Below are 22,018 nucleotides of genomic sequence, written 5' to 3'. Positions count from 1 at the left end.
TCCTTATGAATACGATACCCACACAAGCGCAAAACGCCCAAAACCCAAAATATGTACTGGCCATTCATGGCGGAGCAGGCACCATCCTGAAGAAGAACATGACAGACTCTTTGGAGAAAGCCTATATTGATGTGCTTACCGCTTCCTTACAGGCCGGATATGCCGTGATCCAAGAAGGGAGATCCAGTTTGGATGCGGTGGAGGCCGCGATCTATGTGATGGAAGATTCTCCTTTATTCAATGCCGGAAAAGGTGCTGTATTTACCAATCAAGGAAAGAATGAACTGGATGCAGCTATTATGGATGGCGGAACGCTAAAGGCAGGTGCCGTAGCAGGGGTGACCACGATAAGAAATCCAATCGTTGCCGCCCGTGCGGTAATGGACAAATCTGAACATGTAATGATGGTCGGCAAAGGTGCCGAAGAATTTGCCCGCCAAGCGGGATTAACGATCGTTGATCCGCAGTACTTCTGGACCAAAGCACGTTGGGATGGATTGCAAAGGGCATTGGAGCGTGATAAGGAGCGGATGGAGTTGGATCATGATGATCAACAAGCTTTCCTGCCGCCTTATAAGGACGAGAAATTTGGAACTGTGGGCTGCGTGGCCCTGGATAAAGCAGGCAATCTTGCTGCAGGGACCTCTACCGGCGGGATGACGAACAAGAAATTCGGAAGGGTGGGAGATGCACCGATCATCGGTGCCGGCACGTATGCGAACAACGCCACGGTTGCAATTTCCTGTACCGGATGGGGGGAGTTCTTCATCCGTGCTGTTGCAGCCTATAATGTGTCGGCAAAAATGCAGTATGGGAAAATGGATGTGCATCAAGCAAGCAAGGAAGTGATTGCGGAAATCGGCAAGATGGGAGGTGATGGCGGTATGATTGCCATCGATAAAAATGGCGAAGTGGCCATGCCATTCAATACCGAAGGTATGTACCGCGGTACCGTAACTGCAGATGGAAAGATTACCGTAGAGATTTATAAGGAACCTAAAAATTAAATAGCATGGGCGTTTTGAGAATGGTCACCAATATTCAAGCGGAAAATTTAGAAGCAGCGAAAAAGTTCTATTCGGATGTCCTGGGATTAAGCATCATCATGGATCACGGATGGATTACCACTTATGGAAGCGATGCGGAAATGGCGGTACAGATCAGTTTTGCGACCCAAGGTGGTTCAGGGACCGATGTCCCAAACCTATCTATTGAAGTCGATGACTTCGAGGAGACCTTATTTAAAATGAAAGACGCAGGGTTTAACATAACCTATGGTCCAACCAAGGAACCTTGGGGCGTTCAACGTTTTTATGTGCAAGATCCATTCGGAACCCTGGTGAATATCCTTGCCCACACGTAATCCCCTTGGAGGCTTGGGCGATTATTCCTTCTTTTCTTAACTTTCCTATTTAGGGATTTTATAATAATTCATATACCGGACAATACTGTTCGCCCGTCTGTTGATATAGGCTGAAGGCCTTCTTGCATCCCATTTCTGAGGACTTGGTAGAACGGCAATAATCAAGGCAGCTTCCTTTTTCGTTAGGCTGCGGCCAGATTTATGGAAATAATACTGCGAAGCGGCTTCTGCTCCATATACGCCCTGCCCCATCTCGATGACATTGAGGTACACTTCGAGTATACGCTTCTTGCTCCAGAAGATCTCGATCAGCACGGTAAAATAGGTTTCCAAACCTTTCCGGAGCCAGGATCGGCCGGGCCATAGAAATACGTTCTTGGCGGTTTGCTGACTGATGGTACTTCCACCGCGGAGGGGTTTACCAGCCTTGTTCTTTTCAATGGCTTGGCGGATGGCGTCCGTATCAAAGCCATTGTGCTCCATAAAGTGCGCATCCTCCCCAGCAAGGGCAGCACGCTTTAAATTGTCCGACATATCCGCATAATCCAACCATTTCCTGTCAATTTTAAAATCCTTGCCGGCGGCTTTCCGTTCGAAACCACGTTTCACCATCAGGTAGGTGATCGGAGGATTCGTGAAACGCAGGGCAATGACCCAAAGAATGGTCAGTACGAAAAAGGCAATGAGGCCTTTCACAAACCAAGGGAGGATCCTTTTCTTCAAAAAGGTTCCGAATGTTGTGCTGGTTTGTTTCTTTCTGTTCTTTGCTGTAGAACGTTTAATGGCCATTGCTCTTGAAATTTTATGCAAACATAAGATGTATTTTTTAATTTCTGTGTCAAATCCGATGGTGTTTTTTGATTCGGCATCGCGTTTGGCAAATCGCCACATTTCTGCTATTTTTACAACTTATACAAAAATTGGAGAACCTTGGCAAAAGCGAAGAAACAAACCCCTTTAATGCAGCAGTATAATACCATTAAAGCCAAATATCCTGGTGCTTTATTACTGTTTAGGGTTGGAGATTTTTACGAGACGTTTGGAGAGGATGCCGTCAAGGCGGCGAAGATATTGGGGATTGTGCTCACCAAGCGGGGCAACGGCTCGGAATCGGAAACGGCGCTGGCGGGATTTCCGCACCATTCCCTGGAAACATACCTCCCCAAATTGGTACGTGCAGGACAAAGGGTGGCGATCTGCGATCAATTGGAAGATCCCAAGCAGACCAAAACTATTGTCAAGCGTGGAGTAACCGAATTGGTTACACCAGGGGTATCCTACAATGAGAATATTGTCCAACAGAAATCCAATAACTATTTAGCCTCCCTCTATTACGATAAGCAAACCATCGGTGTTTCCTTCCTGGATATCTCCACCGGCGAGTTTTTAGTAGCACAGGGGTCGATCGGTTATGTGGATAAATTATTGCAGGGCTTCAAACCTACAGAGGTTATTCTTCCCAAAAAACAATACAAGGATTTCCTGGAGCACTTCGGGAATAATTTCTATACCTACACCTTGGATGAATGGCCGTATACCGGTGACTATGCCACCGAATCGCTGCTGAAACATTTCGAGGTGAACTCCATGAAAGGTTTTGGGATCGACCGCATGCCAGTGGGCATCATTGCGGCCGGAGTGGCGCTCCACTACCTTAATGAAACCGAACACCGGAACTTGGGGCATATCTCCAACATTTCCAGAATTGAGGAGGACCGCTACATGTGGTTGGATCGGTTCACAATCCGCAACCTGGAATTGATCGGTTCATCGAATGAGAATGCCACTACCCTGTCGGATGTGCTGGATGAAACATCCTCACCGATGGGTGCACGCCTCCTGAAGCGATGGATCGTGATGCCGTTGAAGGATGAGAAATCCATCAATGAACGTCTTCAGGTGGTCGAATACTTCCATAACAACAGGGAGTTGCGGGACCAATTGATCCACGAGATCAAGCAGGTGGGCGATCTGGAGCGACTGATCAGTAAAATCGGTCTCCAAAAAGCCAATCCGCGAGAGGTCGGACAGCTGAAGCGCGCCCTCTATGCCGTGGAGAAATTAAAAGAGTTGTGCCAGACCCAGGATTCGGAAGCCTTGAATGTGATTGCAGAGCAGTTAAATCCTTGTTTATTGATCCGTGAAAAGATTGAAAGGACTGTCCAGGCGGAACCTCCAGTGGCGCTGAACAAAGGGAATGTTATTGCAGAGGGCGTGGATCCCGATCTGGATAAATTGCGCAAAGTGGCTTTCGGCGGTAAGGATTACCTGGTGGAAATTCAACGCCGCGAATCGGAGGCTACGGGCATACCTTCCCTAAAGATTGCCTTCAATAATGTTTTCGGGTATTATTTGGAAGTGACCAATACCCACAAGGACAAAGTGCCTTCAGGTTGGATCCGTAAACAGACCCTGGTCAATGCCGAGCGGTACATCACTGAAGAGCTAAAGGAATATGAAGAACAGATCCTCGGAGCAGAGGAGAAGATACAGGCCATCGAGAATAGGTTGTATGCCGAATTGCTATTGGCAATCGCAGAATATATCAAGCCGATCCAATTGAATGCCCAGTTGTTGGCCAAGTTGGACGTGCTCTTGAATTTTGCCGTTATTGCGGACAAGAACTTCTATGTGAAGCCCGTTGTCAACAGTTCCAAAGTGTTGGATATTAAGGGCGGCCGCCACCCGGTGATTGAGAAGAACCTTCCCATTGGCCAGGATTACATCACCAACGATACGTTCCTGGATCCGGAAGGGCAGCAGATCATTATTATTACGGGGCCGAATATGGCCGGTAAATCGGCATTGCTGCGCCAAACCGGACTCATTGTCCTGATGGCGCAGATTGGATGTTTCGTACCGGCGAAGGAGGCAGAGATCGGTATCGTCGATAAGATCTTTACCCGCGTGGGAGCATCCGATAACCTCAGCTCGGGGGAGTCGACCTTTATGGTGGAGATGAACGAAACGGCAAGCATCATGAACAACCTCTCCGACAGGAGCTTGATCCTCTTGGATGAGATTGGCCGGGGAACCAGTACCTACGATGGAATTTCCATTGCTTGGGCCATTGCGGAATACCTGCACAACCACCCTGCTTGCCGTGCAAAAACCTTGTTTGCCACGCATTACCATGAGCTGAATGAGCTCTGCAATTCCATGCCGCGCGTTAAGAACTTTAATGTAAGTGTTAAGGAAGTGAACAATAAGGTGATATTCCTGCGTAAATTGGTGCCCGGAGGTTCCGAACATAGTTTCGGTATACATGTGGCGAAACTTGCCGGTATGCCGCCGAAGCTGATCGGTCGGGCAGGAGAGATCCTGAAACGCCTGGAACAGGAACGTACCGGTGGCGAGAAGATCAAGGACAGCATGCGTAAAATACAGAAACAGGCCTACCAATTGCAGATGTTTGCCATTGATGACCCTGTGCTGGAAAAGATCCGGGATATGCTGAACAACCTGGACGTAAATACCCTCACGCCTGTGGAAGCGCTGATGAAATTGGATGAAATCCAGCGCCTATTGAAGAACTAAAAAAAATGCTGGTCTATCGGCCAGCATTGTATACGGTATATTGTAAGTCGTTTATGTTGTAATTCATACGCGGGTCAATCGGTACGATAATGTAGTCGCGATAGCCCTCGCCGGAATACAGCCGATCAATGGGAACCTCATTGTAGGTTTCATAGCCTGAGGTGCTGAATATGGAGAACTCCACGAAAAACTGACCGTCCACGGATGGGGAGTAGTCATAATCCGAAAGATTCTGCACCATGAAGTCAACGCGCATTTCTGCCGGACTGATCTGATAGACCTTCGTTACGTTTATATTTATTTCTTCTTCGTAGACCCCGATCGGTTCAAAGAATTCTTTGGAACAAGAGGTAAACACCAGGAATACCATGGCTACGGCTAAAATTCTTAAGGCTATCTTTTTCATATCTTCTTGCTTATTTATTGAGATAGACTTGGCTTTTTTCATTTAGATTAATTGCATTTCTGATTTTTTTAATAAAACCAATTAAATCAGGCCGAAAAATATATTTAAGTTACCTTTGGATATGGGGAATATCTTCCAATTCAAGCAATTTTCAGTGAACCAGGAGCATTGTGCGATGCGTATCAATACGGATGGGGTCTTGCTGGGGGCTACGGCTTCCACTGCGGCACCCGAGCGCATATTGGACATTGGTACCGGGACCGGCGTAATTGCCTTGATGTTGGCGCAGCGGTTCCCTCATGCGCAGGTATGGGCCGTGGAATTGGATGGACCGGCCGCACAACGGGCAGCACTGAATTTCGAGGCGTCTCCATTTGCAGATCGACTGTATGGTGTCCATTCGGATATTTTCCATTGGAAAACCGACCTGCAATTTGATCTGATCGTTTCCAATCCGCCCTTTTATATCAATTCCCTGCATAATCCGGATGAAAGGCGAAAGATGGCCAAACATACCGACGTGGAGTTCTTTACCGGGTTGTTTGCTTTTGGAAAGGCCAGGCTGCAGCAGGAGGGGAAAATGCAATTGATCGTTCCGATAGAATTAAGGGAGGCGCTAAGTACCGAAGCGAATGCTGTGGGGCTACACCTGGTGGAAGAGCTGCAGATCCGCTCCTTCGCTGATTCGGAGGTATTCCGCACCATACTGACCTTCGCCCATTCGCCTCAAGCGCTGCGGTGCAGTTCCTTTGTCATCTATCAGGAAAAGGCCGTGCACGCCGAGGGGTACAGGCATTTGCTTAAGGATTTCTTTTTAGCTTTTTAATCATGAAAATAGGGTTACTATCAGATACACACGGTTACTTGGATAAGGCGGTCTTCAAACATTTTGACGGCTGTGATGAAATCTGGCATGTCGGTGATTTTGGATCCATGGAAATCATCACAGAGTTGGAAGCATTCAAGCCGTTGCGAGGTGTGTTCGGCAATATTGATGGGAAAGATATCCGGTTGCAATTTCCGGAGCATTTGCGTTTCACGTGTGAACAGGTGGATGTGTGGATGACCCATATTGGAGGCTATCCCGGAAAATACAATCCATTGGTGAAACCTGAGATCTTGAAGAATCCGCCCAAGCTGTTTATTTCAGGACATTCGCATATCCTGAAAGTGCAATTCGATCCGAAGCTGCAACTCTTGCACCTCAATCCTGGCGCTGCTGGAAAACAGGGTTGGCATCAGATCCGCACCATGATGCGCTTTGACATCCATGCGGATCGTATCGAGAATCTGGAAGTGATTGAACTCGGACCGAAATAAGCCTATAGGCTATCGCGTACATCCAATAGGAAGGTCTTCAAATTCTCCAGAGAGTCGATAATACGTTGGTTTTCACGGGCTTCATTCTTGTTGCTGCGTAAAAACCCACGTGCACCCTGCAATGTATATCCCTTTTCCTTTACCAGATTAAAGATAATTTTAAGGTTGGCGATATCGTTCTGAGTAAATAAGCGGTTTCCTTTTTTGTTCTTCTTAGGTTGTAGAATATCAAATTCTCGCTCGTAGAAACGGATTTGAGAGGCATTCACATCGAAAATTTCGGTCACCTCACCCATTGTGTAATACAGTTTATTGATCTCTCGTTCTTTGTACGGCATGAATTTTTCTTTTAGTGTAATAACAAATATACAATCTATGTTTGATATTCAAAAAAGCATGATTGATATAAAGTTAAACGTGATTTCGTAATTTTATCCTTTAGATGAAAGGAAAGGTAATTGTAAGCAGTTTTTGGACCCGCTTCTTCTCGATGGGGAAGGCGCAGGCCATTACTATTTTTCCATTTATCCTCCTAAAACATCCCCTGGACCGGGAAAATAAGGTCCTGATCAACCATGAACGCATTCATATCCTGCAAGCAATCGAACTGCTGATCCTGCCGTTCTATGTCCTCTACCTGTTGGAATTTGTATGTCGTTTGCTACAGTACCGCAATTTCACGCGCGCCTACCTCAATATATCTTTTGAGCGCGAAGCCTTTCGGAACGAACGCAATCTGAACTACCTCAAAAAACGGAAACTGTGGAGTTTCGTACGCTATATCCGCCGGTGATAGGTAATGGCTAAAAAACCCCTGAAAATGATTACCAATTCGTTTAAATAAAAGTAATAGATAGATATATAGATCAGATTTTCTTATATTTAAGCAACATAACACCAGAACACCAGCAACATGTCCATGTTGCCAAATTCATACTTTTTCAATGATTTTCTAAGAAAAGTTACACCCATGACACGCTCTCCCGTTTTCATGTTTTCGATGAATTCCCAAATACTTTCAAATTCCCATAATTTCCCATTCCCTCGGAATCCTGTTTTACTAATGCCTGGACCTTGTTCGAGGTGCATCCGAGATGCGTCCGAAGTGGAACCGTGGTGAGAGCGTGCTATGGACTCGCTCTCACCACGCTCTCAGTACGCTCTCACCACGCTCTCATGTCGAACAAGGTCCAGACCCATCCTAAACCCAAAATCCAATGTAAAAACAAATAAAAAGCTATAATTCAGCTATTTGCATAAGAAATTACCCAAAAAGTAAAAGGATTGATAAGCGTTTATTGCAAGAAATAGGTACGTCCCCAAAAACCAAGACCATAATTTGGTGTCAGGCCTTAAATCTCCTTAAAACTATCCCAAAAAGGAAAATTATTTTAACGTCTCATCAGCAGATCCCGTACGCACATCTCCATACTCATATCCCCAAAGCACCAGCTTATTCACGCCCAATAGCCCGCCATAGGTCTTAATACTTCATACTAACATCTAAATACTGATAACGAAAAAAGGAAAGCTATTGCTTTCCTTTTTTCGTTATCCCTTGACCATTTTCAAGAAAGTAGAAATCTTTTGTTTGAGTTGTCTTCTGTCGACGATAAAATCGAGGAACCCATGTTCGAGGACGAATTCCGAGGTTTGGAATCCTTTCGGAAGATCTTTTTTGATGGTTTCTTTGATGACACGAGGTCCTGCGAAACCGATCAGTGCACCTGGTTCTGCGATATTGATATCACCGAGCATCGCGTAGGATGCGGTTACACCACCCGTAGTAGGGTCCGTTAATAGACAGATGTAAGGAAGTTTTGCTTGCGCCAAAAGGGCGAGCTTGGCAGAGGTCTTTGCCATCTGCATTAGGGAGAACGCGGCCTCCATCATGCGGGCACCACCAGATTTGGAGATCAACATAAACGGAAGTTTATGTTCGATACAGTAATCGATGGAGCGTGCAATCTTTTCCCCAACGACCGACCCCATGGATCCGCCGATAAAAGAAAAGTCCATACAGGCAATAACAAGATCCTGGCCATCAACTTTACCCACTGCAGAGCGTAGGGCATCGTTCAGACCAGTTTTTGCTTGGCTATCTACCAAGCGATCTTTATAAGGTTTGGTGTCCACAAAGTTCAATGGGTCACCGGCTTTAAGATTCGGGAATAATTCAGTGAATTCGTTGTTGTCGAATAAGATGGAGAAATAAGCGATGGAGCCGATGCGGATATGGTAATCGCAATAGTGGCAAACGTACTTATTCTCAACTTGTTCTACATTCAAAAGGGGCTTCTTACAATTCGGACACTTGTTCCACATCCCATCTGGAGCCTCTTTCTTATTTTCTGTTGCAGTCTGAATACCTGCCTTATTTCTTTTAAACCAACTCATAGACTAGTGATAATTCGGTTTACAAATAAACGAAAAATATCTAATATGTGTATTTAGAATTCGAAATGAAGCGGGAATGGGAAAATTTAGGGAATAAAAAATGGGTAAGCTACCTCTATCGCACCGCTCAACCAAATACCCTTGCTTTGTTCCCAACCTGGGGGAGTCAATGGGAGCTGGTCGTAGAGGACTTACCCACGGCAAAATTAACAAATTTTTAATCTTCTGGAAAAGAAAATCGCATTCTAGCCGTATTCCGCTGACATTCAGCTTAAAAATTACATTTTATCACGCCCATATTCGCCTTTTAACGCAAAAAAACCGAAAATCCCAAGCCCGATCGAGATGATCGGCGTCAAAATAAAGAGAATGATGATGCCGAATACGACATCTTCCTGCTTCCCGGAGACGATCTTCGGGAGACCAAACTTGGCAATACAGAAGTATGCCGTCAGCACGGCGAGGATAATCCAAACGATGCCCAATATTTTTTTGATGTTTTCCATGTTAGTTTAAATCTTTAGCTACCATATTCTTGTTGATGTACATTGCGCCGATAACAAAGCAGACCGCCGAAATGATGATGGGGTACCATAAACCCTCCAGATAGAACTGCGGATTGCCGGCCACCTGTGCATTTGTGGCCAGGTAAGTCGAAACTGCTGGAAGTAGACCACCGAAGATTCCGTTACCGATGTGGTACGGAAGCGACATCGAGGTGTACCGGATCTTAACAGGAAAGATCTCAACCAGGAAGGCTGCAATAGGCCCATATACCAAGGTGATGTAAATGATCTGGATGAAGATCAGGAAGACCAGTTTGACGTAATTGCCGCCACTTATCTTTGCCGTAAGCTTTTCGGAGCGCTTTTCAACTGTCTGCCCATCTTCACCAATAGCTGCTTTCAGGATGTGTTCCTGTTTCAAACTGGAGCCATCCGTGAAATAACGCGTGGTCACATCATCCGTTCCACCTCGAATTTCTTGTTGTTCAACCTTCCTTTCGCCGATGACTTCCTCCTTCGTGGTGAAATCGGTAATCTGGTACATTGCTTGATAGATTGGCCGATAGGTCAGCACCGCCAGCAGCATCCCCACGAGCATCACCCATTTACGGCCCCATCGATCCGAAAGTTTCCCAAATACCACAAAGAATGGCGTGCCGAACAGCAGGGCGATCCCCAAGATGGTATCCGCCTGATCCGAATCGAGGAACATGACCGTTTTCATGAAACTCATCGAATAGAACTGTCCCGTGTACCATACCACTCCTTGCCCCATGGCTGCACCGAATAGCGCCAATAGGACAAACTTCAGGTTATATTTGTTGCCGAAACTCTCCTTTAATGGATTGGTGGAGGTTTTTCCCTCAGCTTTTGCTTTCTTGAATTCAGGCGACTCATCCATGTTCTTACGGATGAGGTAAGAAACATAGACCATCAGGATGGAAAGCAGGAAAGGCACACGCCAGCCCCAATCATCAAACTGGACATCCGTTAGGAAGAACTTCGTCAAGAGGATGACCACGAGTGAGATGAATAAACCGAAGGTGGCCGTTGTCTGAATCCAGGAGGTCCAGTAGCCACGTTCGCCGGGAGGGGCATGCTCCGCAACGTAGGTTGCAGCGCCGCCATATTCTCCGCCCAGTGCCAAGCCCTGCAGCAACCGCAGGATCAGCACCAGTAGGGGCGCCATGAAGCCTATTTTTTCGTAACTGGGGATACAGCCGATCAGGAAGGTAGCTCCACCCATCAGCATCAGGGTAACCATAAACGTGTATTTTCGACCAATGAGATCCCCCAATCGACCGAAGAAGAGTGCGCCAAAGGGGCGTACCACAAATCCGGCGGCAAAGGTTGCTAAGGTGGATAGAAAGGCCGCCGTCGGGTTGTCCGCGGGAAAGAATTTGGTGGAAATGACGATAGATAGACTACCGAAAATAAAGAAATCGTACCATTCGATCAGCGTGCCCAAGGAGGACGCACCGATGACCTTCCAGATTCCTTTTTTACTGACTTGTTCTTGCATAGGTGTTAGGTTTATATGATTGTATATATTTTTCCGGGTAGTGCCCGTATCAGTCCGGACATTTCCAGTTGCAACAGGATGATTGCCAATTTACTCTGCGGCCATTGGCAATAGGCGGCAAGGTCATCGATGCCGACCTCTTGGCTGTCCTTCAGGTATCGGTAGACAAATTCTTCGTCTGCGTCCAGTTCCATAATCAAGGGCAGTTGTATGCCCGTACTGGTCACTGCTTCCCGATCCTCGTCCCAGCTCATAAGTTGCAGCAGTTGCTGACCATTGTTGATCAGATGCGCCTTGTTGCTGCGGATCAGTTCATTGCATCCCTGCGAATAGGGCCAATCCACGGCGCCGGGAAAGGCGCATACATCTCGGTTATAGCTGTTGGCGATATCTGCCGTGATCAGGGCACCGCCACGGTTAGCCGCTTCCACGACGACCGTCACATCCGACAAGCCCGCTACGATCCGGTTTCGCATCGGGAAGTTGGTCTTGTCGAGTTTCGTTCCTGATGCATATTCCGTCAGCAAGCATCCTCTCGAACAGATCTCCCGCGCCATATCGGCATGCTGGTAGGGATAGATCTTATCCAAGCCGTGGCCGAGTACAGCGGTCGTTTCCAATCCGCATTGCATGGCCGCCCGATGGGCAGCATGGTCAATGCCGATTGCTAAACCGCTGACCACCAATACCCCCAGATGTCTCAGCTCTGCAATCAGCTCCTCCGTAAGCTTCCGTCCATAATGTGTGGCATTCCGCGTGCCGACGATGCTCACGATCTTGCTGTTGTTCAGGTCGCAATTTCCCTTCTTATACAGCAGCAAAGGCGAATCCTCACAATGGCGAAGCCGATTCGGATAGGCTGCGTCCTCGAACCACAGCACATCGATGGCATTCTCTTCCACAAAACGGAATTCCCATTCTGCATCGTCCAAATATGATTTCGAAAGTAATAGGTCTATGCTGGATTTATGGATGCCCGGAATCAATGACAATTCCTTTTTCGTACTCCTGAAAATCTCTTCCAAACTCCCACAATAGGCTAGCAATAGCCTGGTTGTCTTTGGCCCGATCCCTTTAATTTTGGTCAAAGCAATCTTCTCTATTGCATTCATACTGGTTAGCTTAGCACTAAATATAAGGATTCGACAGACTAACTTCAAAATCTGTTGAACTTAAATGATTAACTTTGGGAAAATTAGTGACTATGGAAATGCAAGAACCTTTTGATATTGAAATTGGCGGAAATACCTACTCGGTATTCCCAGATGAAAAAGATACATACACGGTGTTTAAGGACGGTAAGGAATACGTCCAGATCATCAAGGACACAGAGACCACTTGGCTGAAATTGAGCCCTGAAACGGGATTGCCACTGTTCGGTATGGATGAGGAAATTAATCTGATCGGTGCTGAAATTCAGAAGATCGTAAAATAGAATCCTGCTTATAGACGATATCCCCTCGGTAAGGAGGGGATGTCGCTGTTTTCTTTTTGATCATCTCTTTATATAAATATCTCCGACTCTTTCAAGCCTAAGTTTACCATCCAGCACATCAAAAAATTCAGTTTTAGAAATATTCTATGGTCGCAAAGCATTCTTAATTATAAATTCTGGAATTGGATCAATGTGCGACTGAAATACGATGGGCCTTTTCAAATCACATCGACTATATTTTTTATGTCCGCCAGTAGTTTTAATATATTTACAGCCTGCTAGGACTAAAAATGATTCAAACTTAGCTATAGAAATATTTTTAAGGCTTCTAATAGTCATATTCGCTAAGCGAACTGAATAGATCTAGAATGACTTTTTATATCATTTCGTTGGAGTAGACGCTTGAAATCTTCATTGTCGTCTATTAATTGCTCAGTGGTAGGGGGCAGGGCCCTCTTCTTTTTCTTGTTAATTGTCCATCCAAGTCTTTCCAATTCATCAAATAACGTCTTCTTGTTATGCGTGTATTCGATAAATTCTTTTAGAACTAATTCAAACGAATTTTGCGCCTCAATATCGTTCTCGCCATAACCCACTAAATCCAAGGCTGGGGCAAAATAAAAGTGCATGCCATCTTCAGTCCAAGTAAACACATCTGATTGAACTTTGATTCTTGCATCTATTTTTTCATAAGTTGCATTAAATCGCTTATTCGCCATTGTGTTGTTGTAATATTTTTATAATTAATTGTAAATAAGTGATAAACATGATTATTTTTCCGTCCACGTTTAAAACCTATCCTCACCAAACATAGTGATATTTTGACAATGTCCAATACAAAGAACAATAAACATTACTATACCTTCTCTAGTTTCTAATTTAGTAACTGCAGCTTTATGAACTACTATGTTGATAACTGAAATTTAAATTAATCCACTTTTCATAGCTTACAGATTAACATCTATGTCAAAATGAATGTTTGTTTCTTTCGAACAATCGAATCGATTATAAGGCTTTAAAATTATTGCAGCAATTTTGAAATAATGGTATTTAATTCTATCTGAAATTATCTTTTGTAACTTTTAGTTATAAAAAACATATTTCAATAGATTTAAAATCGTACCAAGATTTAGAAAATCCTTGCACCTGGAAGATATTTAAGTTATTTAAATGAATAGCACGCACTATGCATGTTTACATGGGCACATAGACCACATATTTTGTATCAAAGAAATCTTCTTTAAAATAATCGGAAATTGGGTGTAGTTCAGCCTTCACGCGTGCTTCCTTAATTTCCTCCTTAAGGTCTCCGCCTTTGAGGTATAGAATGCCATTTGGGATCCCGTTTTTATCTTTTCTTTCGAATTTGTTCTGAATCCAAGGGATAAAATCGCCTAGTCTGGTTACCGCACGGGATACCACGAAGTCATATTTGTAATCCAATTGTTCGGCGCGGATGTGATCGGCTTCCAAATTCGTTAGTCCGATGGCTGCAGCGACCTCCCGCACAACCTTGATCTTCTTGCCAATGGAATCCACCAAGTGGAATTGAACTTCCGGAAATAAGATCGCCAGTGGAATTCCGGGAAAACCGCCCCCGGTTCCTACATCCAGCACACGCGTCTTCGGGGCCAACTCCTGTATAAACTTACCGATCGCCAGGGAATGCAACACATGCTTCAGGTATAGGCTCTCGATATCCTTGCGGGAGATGACGTTGATTTGGTCATTCCACAGGGGATATACTTCTGCTAATTGGGCAAATTGCTGCTTCTGCGTTTCCGAAAGCTTCGGAAAATAGTGGTAGATAATATCGACAGTTGGATTCACGAGATGATAATTAAGGGTGAACTATTTCCAAGAAACCTGCTTCTTGGAACGATTGAACAATCCGTTAAAACAGATGTAAAAATAATAATATAGATCTAAAATCGGTAACCAGGCTAACAAATCCGATACAGCGAGCTTGCGGTAGATGGATCGGAAAACGAGGAATTGACAGCTCAAGCGCAAGAGATAGGCTGCTACGGCAATATACCAATACGCCGGGCTGATGGCAATCGCCGCGATCACGCTGATGTAGAAAAGAACCGCGGTTATCAACTGCGTGCCGAGCATGCGTTGGTGACGTCCCTTGTAGATTACCGAAGCGCCGGCATGCCGTGCTTTCTGCTTGTAATAACTCTTCCAAGTCATCTTGGGTGCCGAATACATCATGGCATCCTCGGAAATGGAAATCTGTACGTTCTGTTTGGTAGCATTGGCATTGACGAAAAGGTCATCGTCTCCCGACTTGATGTGCATGTGCTCCGTAAACCCACGGGCCTTAAAGAAGAGGGCCTTGCTGTAGGCAAGATTCCGGCCAACCCCCATGTAGGCGTCACCCAATAGGGCATAAGAAAGGTAACTCATGGCAGTATGTGTGGTCTCGAATCGGATCAGTCTGTTCAGGAAGCCAGGATGCTTGAAATAGGGCGAATAGCCAAGGATGATTTCAGTGCGCCCCTGGAAAGCTCCAGCCATTTCCTTCAGCCAGTTGCTGCTGTTGGGCAAGCAGTCTGCATCGGTCATCAGGAGGTATTCATGTTTTGCGCCCTTGATTCCCATCGTTAGGGCAAATTTCTTACTGTGCTTGAGGTTGATGTGTTCTTTGATCTCGATAATGCGCAGGTGCGGATATTTTGCGGCAAATTCCTGTAGGACCCATTTGGTGTCATCAAAGGAACAATCGTTCACGACAATGACTTCAAATTCCGGATAATCCTGTTCGAGGATACTGCTGAGGTTTTCCCGAAGGTTGTCCTGTTCGTTATGTGCGCAGATGATGACGGAAACCGGCGGGAAGTTGGGCTGAACCTGAAAGGATGCCACCTGGTACCGCGAGAGTTTGCCATAGACAAAGATGATAAAATAGAGCTGGATAAGCAGGAATAGCACCACAATCCCATAAGGGAGGAGCCTAATATCGATATCCTGTAGGTGTTCCATGCGCATAAAAGTAGCGCCAAAGATAAGGCTTATCGGAGTAAATAGTGGTTGAATTGTTAAGAAATGCGAATTAAGTTCGGGAAATAATGCGTGCTGAGATTTTTATAGTATTTTTGCGCCTGATTAAGGAGAACTATGAAATTTACGCTTCAAGCACAAGATAAATTTTCACGCGCACGAGCGGGAGAGATTGAAACCGCCCACGGAACAATTCAGACGCCTATTTTTATGCCGGTTGGTACGGCAGGTACGGTAAAGGCCGTTCACCAACAGGAATTGGTGAATGATATTCAGGCCCAGATCATCCTGGGGAATACTTATCACCTGTACCTTCGTCCGGGATTGGACGTGTTGAATAAGGCGGGAGGCTTGCATAAGTTTATCAATTGGGATCGCCCAATCTTAACAGATTCGGGAGGTTACCAAGTGTACTCTTTAACGGAAGTGCGCAAGATCAAGGAAGAAGGCGTAACTTTCCGGTCGCACATCGATGGTTCCAAGCACCTCTTCACACCAGAAAACGTGATGGATACCCAGCGCATTATCGGTGCGGATATCATTATGGCCTTTGATGAGTGTACACCATACCCTTGTGATTATCGGTATGCGCGCAGATCCCTGGATATGACCCACCGTTGGTTAAAGCGGTGCTGTGACCGTTTCGATTCCACAGAACCACTGTACGGATATGACCAAACCCTATTTCCTATCGTTCAAGGCTCCGTGTACAAGGATTTGCGCGAGAAATCCGCAGAGACCATTGCGTCCTTCGGGCGTGAGGGTAATGCCATTGGCGGTTTATCGGTAGGGGAACCTGCTGAGGAAATGTACGCCATGACGGAGGTGGTTACCAATATCCTTCCACACGATAAACCACGGTACCTGATGGGTGTTGGAACGCCTGTGAATATCCTGGAGAACATTGCGTTGGGAATCGATATGTTCGATTGTGTCATGCCGACGCGTAATGCCCGAAACGGGATGCTCTTTACCCAAAACGGAATCATCAATATCAAAAACGAGAAATGGAAGGATGACTTCAGTCCGATTGAGGCCGAAAGTGATCTTTTAGTGGATCAAATCCACACCAAAGCCTATTTGAGGCACCTGATTCGTTCCCAAGAAATTTTAGGTGCACAAATCGCTTCGTTACATAATTTACATTTTTATCTTTGGTTAGTCAAACAAGCTCGCGAGAAGATTGTCGACGGCACATTCTATGATTGGAAGGAAAAAATGGTAAAAATATTGGGACAACGTTTATAATCGTACATGAAGATCATTGATAAATATATCATTAAAAAGTACCTGTCTACTTTTGTATTTACGGTAGCCATATTCTGTGTGGTCATCGTAATCTTTGATATATCAGAGAAAATCGATGACTTCAATAAGTACAAGGCGCCCATGTCCCGGGTATTCTTTGAATATTACGCGCTGGGCAGTTTGCCGTTCTTCATCAATATGTTGACGCCGCTGTTCAACTTCATTGCCGTAATTTTCTTTACCTCCAAGATGGCCGATCAGACGGAAATCGTGCCGATCCTGAGCGGGGGCATGAGCTTCAACAGACTATTGCGTCCCTACATGATCTGTGCGGGATTGATCTTTGCACTCACCTTGGTTTCCAATGTGTATATCATCCCATTCACCAACAAGATCAAGGTAGATTTTGAGAATGTCTATGTAAAACCCAATAAGGTCAGTACGACTTCTTCCTCTATCCATATGCAGGTTGATTCCAATACCTATGTATATATGGGGTCATTCGATACCAAATCCAAGATGGGGTACAATTTCAGTCTGGAGAAGTTCGACAAGGATAAGATGACGGAAAAGCTGATGGCCGAGCGGGTAACCTGGGATTCGGTAGCTGGTAAATGGAGCCTGCATGCTTATACCAATCGGAAGATCAATGGCTTCAAGGAGAAAATGGAAAGTGGCGATAAGCGAGATACCACACTGGATATGCGGCCGATGGATTTCGAATCCTACGAGAACGTCTTTACCACCATGGACAACCAGGAGCTGAACGAGCGGATCAGCAAGGAGGAGACCCGCGGGACCGGGATGATGAACGAACTGCTCTTGGAAAAATATAAACGCCTCATCAATCCATTTTCAGCTTTTATACTCACCCTGATCGGGGTGTCGCTATCGTCGAAGAAGGTGCGTGGAGGTATCGGTCTGAGTTTGGGGCTTGGTATTGCCCTGAGCTGTATCTATATCGTGCTCGAGCGATTCTCGAGTATGTTCTCCATTAAAGGGGGACTGGATCCTTTGATATCCGTATTGATTCCGAATGTAATCTTCTTGATTCTGAGTTTCTACCTATTGAAGAAGGCACCGAAATAAGCTGTTCTGACCATGCCAAAGTTTGTTATTAACCGCAATATCATCATATTGCACATGACCGTATTGATCTGGGGATTTACGGGCGTCTTAGGGGAATTGATTACGGTCTCCGCGTTGCATTTGGTGTGGTACCGTGTGCTCATTGCGGCGCTGTCCCTGTATATCTATTACCTGATCAAGAAGAAATCCATCGTTGTATCCCGGGAGAAAATGTTGCAATACCTGGGCGTGGGCATGATCGTGGGCCTGCATTGGGTCCTCTTCTTCCATGCCATTAAAGTGTCCACCGTATCGGTGACCTTGGTGACCCTTTCCTCCGTCACCCTATTTACCGCTATTCTCGAACCTTTGATCAATAGAAAGACCATCTCCATTGCAGATGTGGTAGTGGGCCTGGTTATCATATTCGGTATTTACCTGATCTTCAAATTTGAGTTCCAATATTTCTGGGGCATCGTATTTGGGTTGTCCTGCGCATTCTGCGCAAGTATTTTCTCTATTCTGAATGCCAGAATGGTGAAAAAGGGAAGTCCAACGACCATTACCCTCTACGAAATGCTGGGTGCCTTTATCGGGGTATCCTTGGTTATGCTGTATACTGGGGACTTTGATAGCCAAATGATCCTCAGCCAATCCGACTTGCTCTACCTGTTGCTGTTGGGTGTCGTTTGTACGGCTATAGCGTATGTTATGGGGGTTGCCGTGATGCGGGAACTTTCCGCATTTACCGTTGCGTTGACCACCAATATGGAGCCGGTCTACGGCATAATCCTTGCCCTGCTGATTTTCGGGCAACAAGAAGCGATGAGTACAGGTTTCTATTTCGGAGCCGTTATTGTGCTGGCTGCGGTTTTCGTTTATCCCTACCTAAAAGCGAAACTGAAGGTCTAATCCGTTTTCATTTCGAGTTATCGTGTCTAAGGCTTCGCTACGTCTCTTTAATTCCTCCATACGGGGATAATTTTAATCCTAATTTAATAATTGAGTTACAATTCCTTAGCTGTGCAATCGTTTGTGCAATTTGTGCAAACGTTTTCGTTAGTTAAGGTTTTGTTAAATCATTGATTATTCGGCTATATTCCCCTTGCTAAATTGTGATTGAGGGTCAATTTAAACCTCAAGATTAAAATTAAAGAGATAATTATGATTAAAAGATTTACTAATCATGTTCTTTTGCTTAAAAGATTTCGGTATTCATTATCAGTATTGTTAAGCTTAGGATTGGTTCAGGGTTATGCTGCAGATGCGGGCTTAACGAAGGACCCAGCAGGCTACTATGCCATGCAACAAGAGGTAACAGGTAAGGTGTCCTCCTCCGAGGGACCATTGGCTTCCGTTACGGTTTCTGTGAAAGAAAACCCTTCTGTAGCAACCAGTACAGATGCTAACGGTAATTTTACCATTGCTGCCACCTCCGGACAGACGTTGATCTTCAGCGCGATCGGTTTCGAATCCAGAGAAGTAAAAGTTTCCGGTACAACCGTGAATGTTCAATTAACATCGACTGATGAATTGATCGATGAAATCGTGGTAACGGGTTATTCGTCCCAAAAGAAAGGGGAGATCTCAGCGTCCATTGCAACCGTAAGCCAAAAGCAATTGCAGGATCAGAAGTCTCCGAACATCTCCAACCTATTGCAAGGTAAAGTGGCCGGTGTAGATGTGGGGAATGGTTCTGGCCGTCCAGGTGCACCAGCAAATATCAAGATCCGTGGCCGAAACTCGATCTCCTCGGGTACAGCGCCATTATGGGTTGTAGATGGTGTGGTAGCACACGGAACCCCAGTTGTAAACCCGAACGATATTGAAACGATCTCCATCCTGAAAGATGCAGCTGCAACGACACAGTACGGTTCTCGCGGAACAAACGGGGTCGTTATTGTAACAACCAAGTCAGCAGCGAATGCTGGCGATGGTATTTTCACGGTTAATCTGTCATCCGGGGTGAGCAACTTCAACATGGGTAATGTGAAAATGATGAACTCACAACAGATGTGGGACCTGTACCAATCGTTCAATAATCAAGACAAAATCCCAGCGAATGTAACACAAGATGTTTTGAAAACAGATTACGACTGGTTGAAGAACGGTACACAAACGGCTTGGTTGCAGGATTTTTCTGTGGGCTATAGAGGTGGGAACGAGAAAACTTCGGTATATGGTAGCTTAAACTATTACGATGATGAAGGTACCGTGAAGGGTTATGATTATAACCGGATGACGGCACGCTTGAACGTAGATCATAAACTGACCGACAAGATTACATTCAAGCCCAAATTGAATGCATCCTATGTTTCTACAGATTCCAGACAGCATTCCCTGTATGATATGATGTTGAACATGCCTTGGGATAGCCCATATAAGGAAGATGGTTCGTTGAAGAATCCAACGTTGGAAGGTACTTCATCGCTTTACAATTGGTATGGCCGTGATGCAAGAAATTACCTGTACGACCTGCAGTACAATTATAGCGAACAGAGAACATTCGATATTTCTGCCAACCTGGATTTCTCCTACAGAATCTCGGACCGTTTCACGTTTGAATCGACCAACAACTTACAGTACTATAACGGTACGTCCATGGCTTATGTGGATCCATTGTCCAATGGCGGACGTAGCGACAAAGGTTCGATCAACAACTTCTCAGCGAAACGGATTACCCGTTTCTTCAATCAGATGTTGAAATATAATGAAACCTTTGATAAGCATAAAGTTTCTGCTTTTGCAGGTTATGAGTTCCAGGATTATGTGTACCAAGACCTTGGTCTAACAGGTAAAGGTATTGCTCCGGGAACCGTAATCGTGGGAAATGCCGCTGCGGTATTGAATAAACAAGGTACCAAGAACGATTATTCCCTGCAGTCCGGAATCGTTCAAGCGAACTATAGCTATGACGAACGGTATAATGCACAGGCGTCTTTCCGTTTGGATGGTTCTTCCCGCTTTGGTACCGAGAAACAATACGGTACATTCTGGTCGGTTTCTGGGGCATGGAATGTGCACAACGAGGAATTCTTCCAAGTACCTGCCATTAACTTATTGCGTTTGAGAGCATCCTACGGTACGGTAGGTAACTTGCCTACCAGCTTGTACGCATCGTTTTCAACCTACGGTTTGAACGCGCAGTACAACGGCGATCCGGCAGCTATCCTGAACCAGTACCAGAACTCGATGGTGAGTTGGGAATCTTCAAAAGATGCAAACTTGGGTGTTGAATTGGGGATGTTCAACAGATTGAACCTTTCCGTAGATCTTTACAATAAGAACACCGATGGGTTACTTTACTACATTACCTTCCCTTCCACAGCAGGTTGGTCAGGTTATTGGTTGAACACCGGTGCGATTAGAAATAGGGGTATTGAAGTTGCCTTGAGTGGCGATATCATCAGAAAAGAGGATTTCTCTTGGAATGTTGGTGTGAACTTCGCGCACAACCAAAATAGAATCTTGGAACTTAAGGACGGCGCTGATATCCCTAGAGGTGATCTGAGAAGGCTTTCCGAAGGTAGAGATATCGATTCGTGGTACATGCGTAAATGGGCGGGTGTAAATCCAGAAAACGGTGCTCCACAGTGGGAGATCGTAGATCCAGAAACCGGTGAGATTACCAAGACATCCAACTACAATGCGGCATCGCTTCAGTTCGTGGGTACAGGTACGCCGAAATTTACAGGTGGTGTGTCCACTTCCGTGACGTACAAAGGGTTTAACTTGAGTGCTAGCGGGTCCTTCCTGACCGGTGCACATACCTTCAATGCAGCACGTCAGTATTTTGACGCCGATGGGGCATATCCATCCTACAATCAAATCGCTTTACAGGATGGATGGTCCAGATGGACGCCAGAAAACACCAATGCTACGCATCCTGTAGCGATGTACAACAACAACTCCAGTTCAAATAAAATTTCATCAAGATACATGGAGGATGCATCCTTCTTCCGCTTGAGAAACGTGACGTTAGGTTACAACTTTGGCAAAACCGTGACCGATAAGTTGAAAATGAAAGGTCTAGGCCTATTCCTGTCTGCTGATAACTTATGGACAGCAACGAAGTTCACCGGATTTGATCCTGAAAGTGCCATTGTGGGTAATGATGATTCACCTAGCAAGACGGAAAGTGATGCCACATCACAGTATCCAGCGCCGAAGCGCTTCATCTTTGGCTTGAATGTAACATTTTAATGAATTG

At 45.3% G+C, this 22,018-nt stretch carries 21 protein-coding genes and 1 other RNA gene; 11 read left to right on the top strand and 11 right to left on the bottom strand.

Going from position 1 to position 22,018, the window contains the following annotated elements; genetic code table 11:
- Nucleotides 1-5 precede the first annotated feature (5 nt).
- Nucleotides 6-1,007 (top strand): isoaspartyl peptidase/L-asparaginase family protein, encoded by a 1,002-nt coding sequence (locus G6N79_RS01605; protein ID WP_234993130.1) that lies wholly within the window; start codon nt 6-8, stop codon nt 1,005-1,007.
- 5 nt (nt 1,008-1,012) lie between these two features.
- On the top strand, nt 1,013-1,363 hold the full coding sequence (locus G6N79_RS01600; RefSeq protein WP_103904862.1) for a VOC family protein: 351 nt from the start codon (nt 1,013-1,015) through the stop codon (nt 1,361-1,363).
- 45 nt (nt 1,364-1,408) lie between these two features.
- Here G6N79_RS01600 and mtgA read toward each other — a convergent pair whose 3' ends face one another.
- Entirely contained in the window at nt 1,409-2,152 is a 744-nt protein-coding gene (gene mtgA / locus G6N79_RS01595; RefSeq protein WP_103905069.1) for a monofunctional biosynthetic peptidoglycan transglycosylase, read from the bottom strand.
- A gap of 141 nt (nt 2,153-2,293) precedes the next feature.
- Between mtgA and mutS the strand changes: the two genes are divergently transcribed.
- The gene (gene mutS, locus G6N79_RS01590; protein WP_103904861.1) at nt 2,294-4,900 is read left to right on the top strand and encodes a DNA mismatch repair protein MutS; all 2,607 of its coding nucleotides are present in this window, start codon (nt 2,294-2,296) and stop codon (nt 4,898-4,900) included.
- A 13-nt stretch (nt 4,901-4,913) separates the two neighbouring features.
- Here mutS and G6N79_RS01585 read toward each other — a convergent pair whose 3' ends face one another.
- Nucleotides 4,914-5,306, bottom strand: coding sequence for a hypothetical protein (locus G6N79_RS01585; RefSeq protein WP_146060563.1), 393 nt, complete (start codon nt 5,304-5,306; stop codon nt 4,914-4,916).
- 121 nt (nt 5,307-5,427) lie between these two features.
- On the opposite strand from G6N79_RS01585, the gene G6N79_RS01580 reads away from it, so the two are divergent.
- Nucleotides 5,428-6,132 carry a tRNA1(Val) (adenine(37)-N6)-methyltransferase gene (locus tag G6N79_RS01580; RefSeq protein WP_103904859.1) on the top strand — a complete coding sequence of 235 codons (705 nt, stop codon included), beginning with the start codon at nt 5,428-5,430 and terminating at the stop codon, nt 6,130-6,132.
- Nucleotides 6,132-6,626, top strand: a complete 495-nt coding sequence (locus tag G6N79_RS01575; protein WP_103904858.1) for a metallophosphoesterase family protein — start codon at nt 6,132-6,134, stop codon at nt 6,624-6,626. Before G6N79_RS01580 ends, G6N79_RS01575 begins: the two co-directional genes overlap by 1 nt.
- Nucleotides 6,627-6,628: 2 nt before the next feature.
- Here the strand turns inward: G6N79_RS01575 and G6N79_RS01570 are convergent, their stop codons facing one another.
- The gene (locus tag G6N79_RS01570; RefSeq protein WP_103904857.1) at nt 6,629-6,964 is read right to left on the bottom strand and encodes a MerR family transcriptional regulator; all 336 of its coding nucleotides are present in this window, start codon (nt 6,962-6,964) and stop codon (nt 6,629-6,631) included.
- Between the two features lie 104 nt (nt 6,965-7,068).
- Between G6N79_RS01570 and G6N79_RS01565 the strand changes: the two genes are divergently transcribed.
- A complete protein-coding gene (locus G6N79_RS01565) occupies nt 7,069-7,419 on the top strand; it encodes a hypothetical protein (protein ID WP_234993129.1) in 351 nt (116 codons plus the stop codon).
- 758 nt (nt 7,420-8,177) lie between these two features.
- Here G6N79_RS01565 and accD read toward each other — a convergent pair.
- The 5 genes from accD to dprA all read right to left on the bottom strand — a co-directional run bounded on the left by accD (nt 8,178) and on the right by dprA (nt 12,163).
- Nucleotides 8,178-9,023 (bottom strand): acetyl-CoA carboxylase, carboxyltransferase subunit beta, encoded by an 846-nt coding sequence (gene accD, locus G6N79_RS01560; protein WP_103904855.1) that lies wholly within the window; start codon nt 9,021-9,023, stop codon nt 8,178-8,180.
- Between the two features lie 99 nt (nt 9,024-9,122).
- Nucleotides 9,123-9,220, bottom strand: an RNA gene (gene ffs, locus G6N79_RS01555) — signal recognition particle sRNA small type.
- Nucleotides 9,221-9,301: 81 nt separating this feature from the next.
- The gene (locus G6N79_RS01550) at nt 9,302-9,529 is read right to left on the bottom strand and encodes a DUF6814 family protein (RefSeq protein ID WP_103904854.1); all 228 of its coding nucleotides are present in this window, start codon (nt 9,527-9,529) and stop codon (nt 9,302-9,304) included.
- Between the two features lies 1 nt (nt 9,530).
- A complete protein-coding gene (locus tag G6N79_RS01545) occupies nt 9,531-11,051 on the bottom strand; it encodes an MFS transporter (RefSeq protein ID WP_103904853.1) in 1,521 nt (506 codons plus the stop codon).
- Nucleotides 11,052-11,062: 11 nt separating this feature from the next.
- Nucleotides 11,063-12,163 (bottom strand): DNA-processing protein DprA, encoded by a 1,101-nt coding sequence (gene dprA, locus G6N79_RS01540; protein WP_103904852.1) that lies wholly within the window; start codon nt 12,161-12,163, stop codon nt 11,063-11,065.
- 92 nt (nt 12,164-12,255) lie between these two features.
- On the opposite strand from dprA, the gene G6N79_RS01535 reads away from it, so the two are divergent.
- On the top strand, nt 12,256-12,486 hold the full coding sequence (locus G6N79_RS01535) for a hypothetical protein (protein ID WP_103904851.1): 231 nt from the start codon (nt 12,256-12,258) through the stop codon (nt 12,484-12,486).
- Nucleotides 12,487-12,830: 344 nt separating this feature from the next.
- Here G6N79_RS01535 and G6N79_RS01530 read toward each other — a convergent pair whose 3' ends face one another.
- The 3 genes from G6N79_RS01530 to G6N79_RS01520 form a co-directional block, all read right to left on the bottom strand.
- Nucleotides 12,831-13,205, bottom strand: a complete 375-nt coding sequence (locus G6N79_RS01530; RefSeq protein ID WP_103904849.1) for a hypothetical protein — start codon at nt 13,203-13,205, stop codon at nt 12,831-12,833.
- Nucleotides 13,206-13,680: 475 nt separating this feature from the next.
- Complete coding sequence (gene rsmG, locus G6N79_RS01525) at nt 13,681-14,316, bottom strand: 16S rRNA (guanine(527)-N(7))-methyltransferase RsmG (protein ID WP_103904848.1); 636 nt, start codon at nt 14,314-14,316, stop codon at nt 13,681-13,683.
- 21 nt (nt 14,317-14,337) lie between these two features.
- Nucleotides 14,338-15,474 (bottom strand): glycosyltransferase, encoded by a 1,137-nt coding sequence (locus G6N79_RS01520; protein WP_103905067.1) that lies wholly within the window; start codon nt 15,472-15,474, stop codon nt 14,338-14,340.
- A 135-nt stretch (nt 15,475-15,609) separates the two neighbouring features.
- Between G6N79_RS01520 and tgt the strand changes: the two genes are divergently transcribed.
- From tgt to G6N79_RS01500, 4 genes are all read left to right on the top strand, one after another.
- On the top strand, nt 15,610-16,740 hold the full coding sequence (gene tgt, locus G6N79_RS01515) for a tRNA guanosine(34) transglycosylase Tgt (protein WP_103904847.1): 1,131 nt from the start codon (nt 15,610-15,612) through the stop codon (nt 16,738-16,740).
- Between the two features lie 6 nt (nt 16,741-16,746).
- Nucleotides 16,747-17,829 carry an LptF/LptG family permease gene (locus G6N79_RS01510; RefSeq protein WP_103904846.1) on the top strand — a complete coding sequence of 361 codons (1,083 nt, stop codon included), beginning with the start codon at nt 16,747-16,749 and terminating at the stop codon, nt 17,827-17,829.
- 12 nt (nt 17,830-17,841) lie between these two features.
- Nucleotides 17,842-18,720 (top strand): DMT family transporter, encoded by an 879-nt coding sequence (locus tag G6N79_RS01505; RefSeq protein WP_103904845.1) that lies wholly within the window; start codon nt 17,842-17,844, stop codon nt 18,718-18,720.
- A 282-nt stretch (nt 18,721-19,002) separates the two neighbouring features.
- Nucleotides 19,003-22,011 (top strand): SusC/RagA family TonB-linked outer membrane protein, encoded by a 3,009-nt coding sequence (locus G6N79_RS01500; protein ID WP_206517947.1) that lies wholly within the window; start codon nt 19,003-19,005, stop codon nt 22,009-22,011.
- Nucleotides 22,012-22,018: the final 7 nt, after the last annotated feature.

Origin of the sequence: Sphingobacterium lactis, assembly GCF_011046555.1 — a bacterium.
Lineage (GTDB): Bacteria > Bacteroidota > Bacteroidia > Sphingobacteriales > Sphingobacteriaceae > Sphingobacterium > Sphingobacterium lactis.
This window is presented reverse-complemented; position numbering and strand designations above follow the sequence as displayed.

Bases quoted from the DNA above. Each gene is read 5' to 3' on its own strand.
- mtgA (WP_103905069.1), bottom strand. From the start codon at position 2,152: ATGGCCATTAAACGTTCTACAGCAAAGAACAGAAAGAAACAAACCAGC.
- dprA (WP_103904852.1), bottom strand. From the start codon at position 12,163: ATGAATGCAATAGAGAAGATTGCTTTGACCAAAATTAAAGGGATCGGG.
- G6N79_RS01580 (WP_103904859.1), top strand. From the start codon at position 5,428: ATGGGGAATATCTTCCAATTCAAGCAATTTTCAGTGAACCAGGAGCAT.
- G6N79_RS01585 (WP_146060563.1), bottom strand. From the start codon at position 5,306: ATGAAAAAGATAGCCTTAAGAATTTTAGCCGTAGCCATGGTATTCCTG.
- accD (WP_103904855.1), bottom strand. From the start codon at position 9,023: ATGAGTTGGTTTAAAAGAAATAAGGCAGGTATTCAGACTGCAACAGAA.
- G6N79_RS01600 (WP_103904862.1), top strand. From the start codon at position 1,013: ATGGGCGTTTTGAGAATGGTCACCAATATTCAAGCGGAAAATTTAGAA.
- tgt (WP_103904847.1), top strand. From the start codon at position 15,610: ATGAAATTTACGCTTCAAGCACAAGATAAATTTTCACGCGCACGAGCG.
- G6N79_RS01605 (WP_234993130.1), top strand. From the start codon at position 6: ATGAATACGATACCCACACAAGCGCAAAACGCCCAAAACCCAAAATAT.
- G6N79_RS01570 (WP_103904857.1), bottom strand. From the start codon at position 6,964: ATGCCGTACAAAGAACGAGAGATCAATAAACTGTATTACACAATGGGT.
- G6N79_RS01530 (WP_103904849.1), bottom strand. From the start codon at position 13,205: ATGGCGAATAAGCGATTTAATGCAACTTATGAAAAAATAGATGCAAGA.
- G6N79_RS01520 (WP_103905067.1), bottom strand. From the start codon at position 15,474: ATGGAACACCTACAGGATATCGATATTAGGCTCCTCCCTTATGGGATT.
- G6N79_RS01545 (WP_103904853.1), bottom strand. From the start codon at position 11,051: ATGCAAGAACAAGTCAGTAAAAAAGGAATCTGGAAGGTCATCGGTGCG.
- G6N79_RS01505 (WP_103904845.1), top strand. From the start codon at position 17,842: ATGCCAAAGTTTGTTATTAACCGCAATATCATCATATTGCACATGACC.
- G6N79_RS01550 (WP_103904854.1), bottom strand. From the start codon at position 9,529: ATGGAAAACATCAAAAAAATATTGGGCATCGTTTGGATTATCCTCGCC.
- G6N79_RS01535 (WP_103904851.1), top strand. From the start codon at position 12,256: ATGGAAATGCAAGAACCTTTTGATATTGAAATTGGCGGAAATACCTAC.
- G6N79_RS01510 (WP_103904846.1), top strand. From the start codon at position 16,747: ATGAAGATCATTGATAAATATATCATTAAAAAGTACCTGTCTACTTTT.
- G6N79_RS01565 (WP_234993129.1), top strand. From the start codon at position 7,069: ATGAAAGGAAAGGTAATTGTAAGCAGTTTTTGGACCCGCTTCTTCTCG.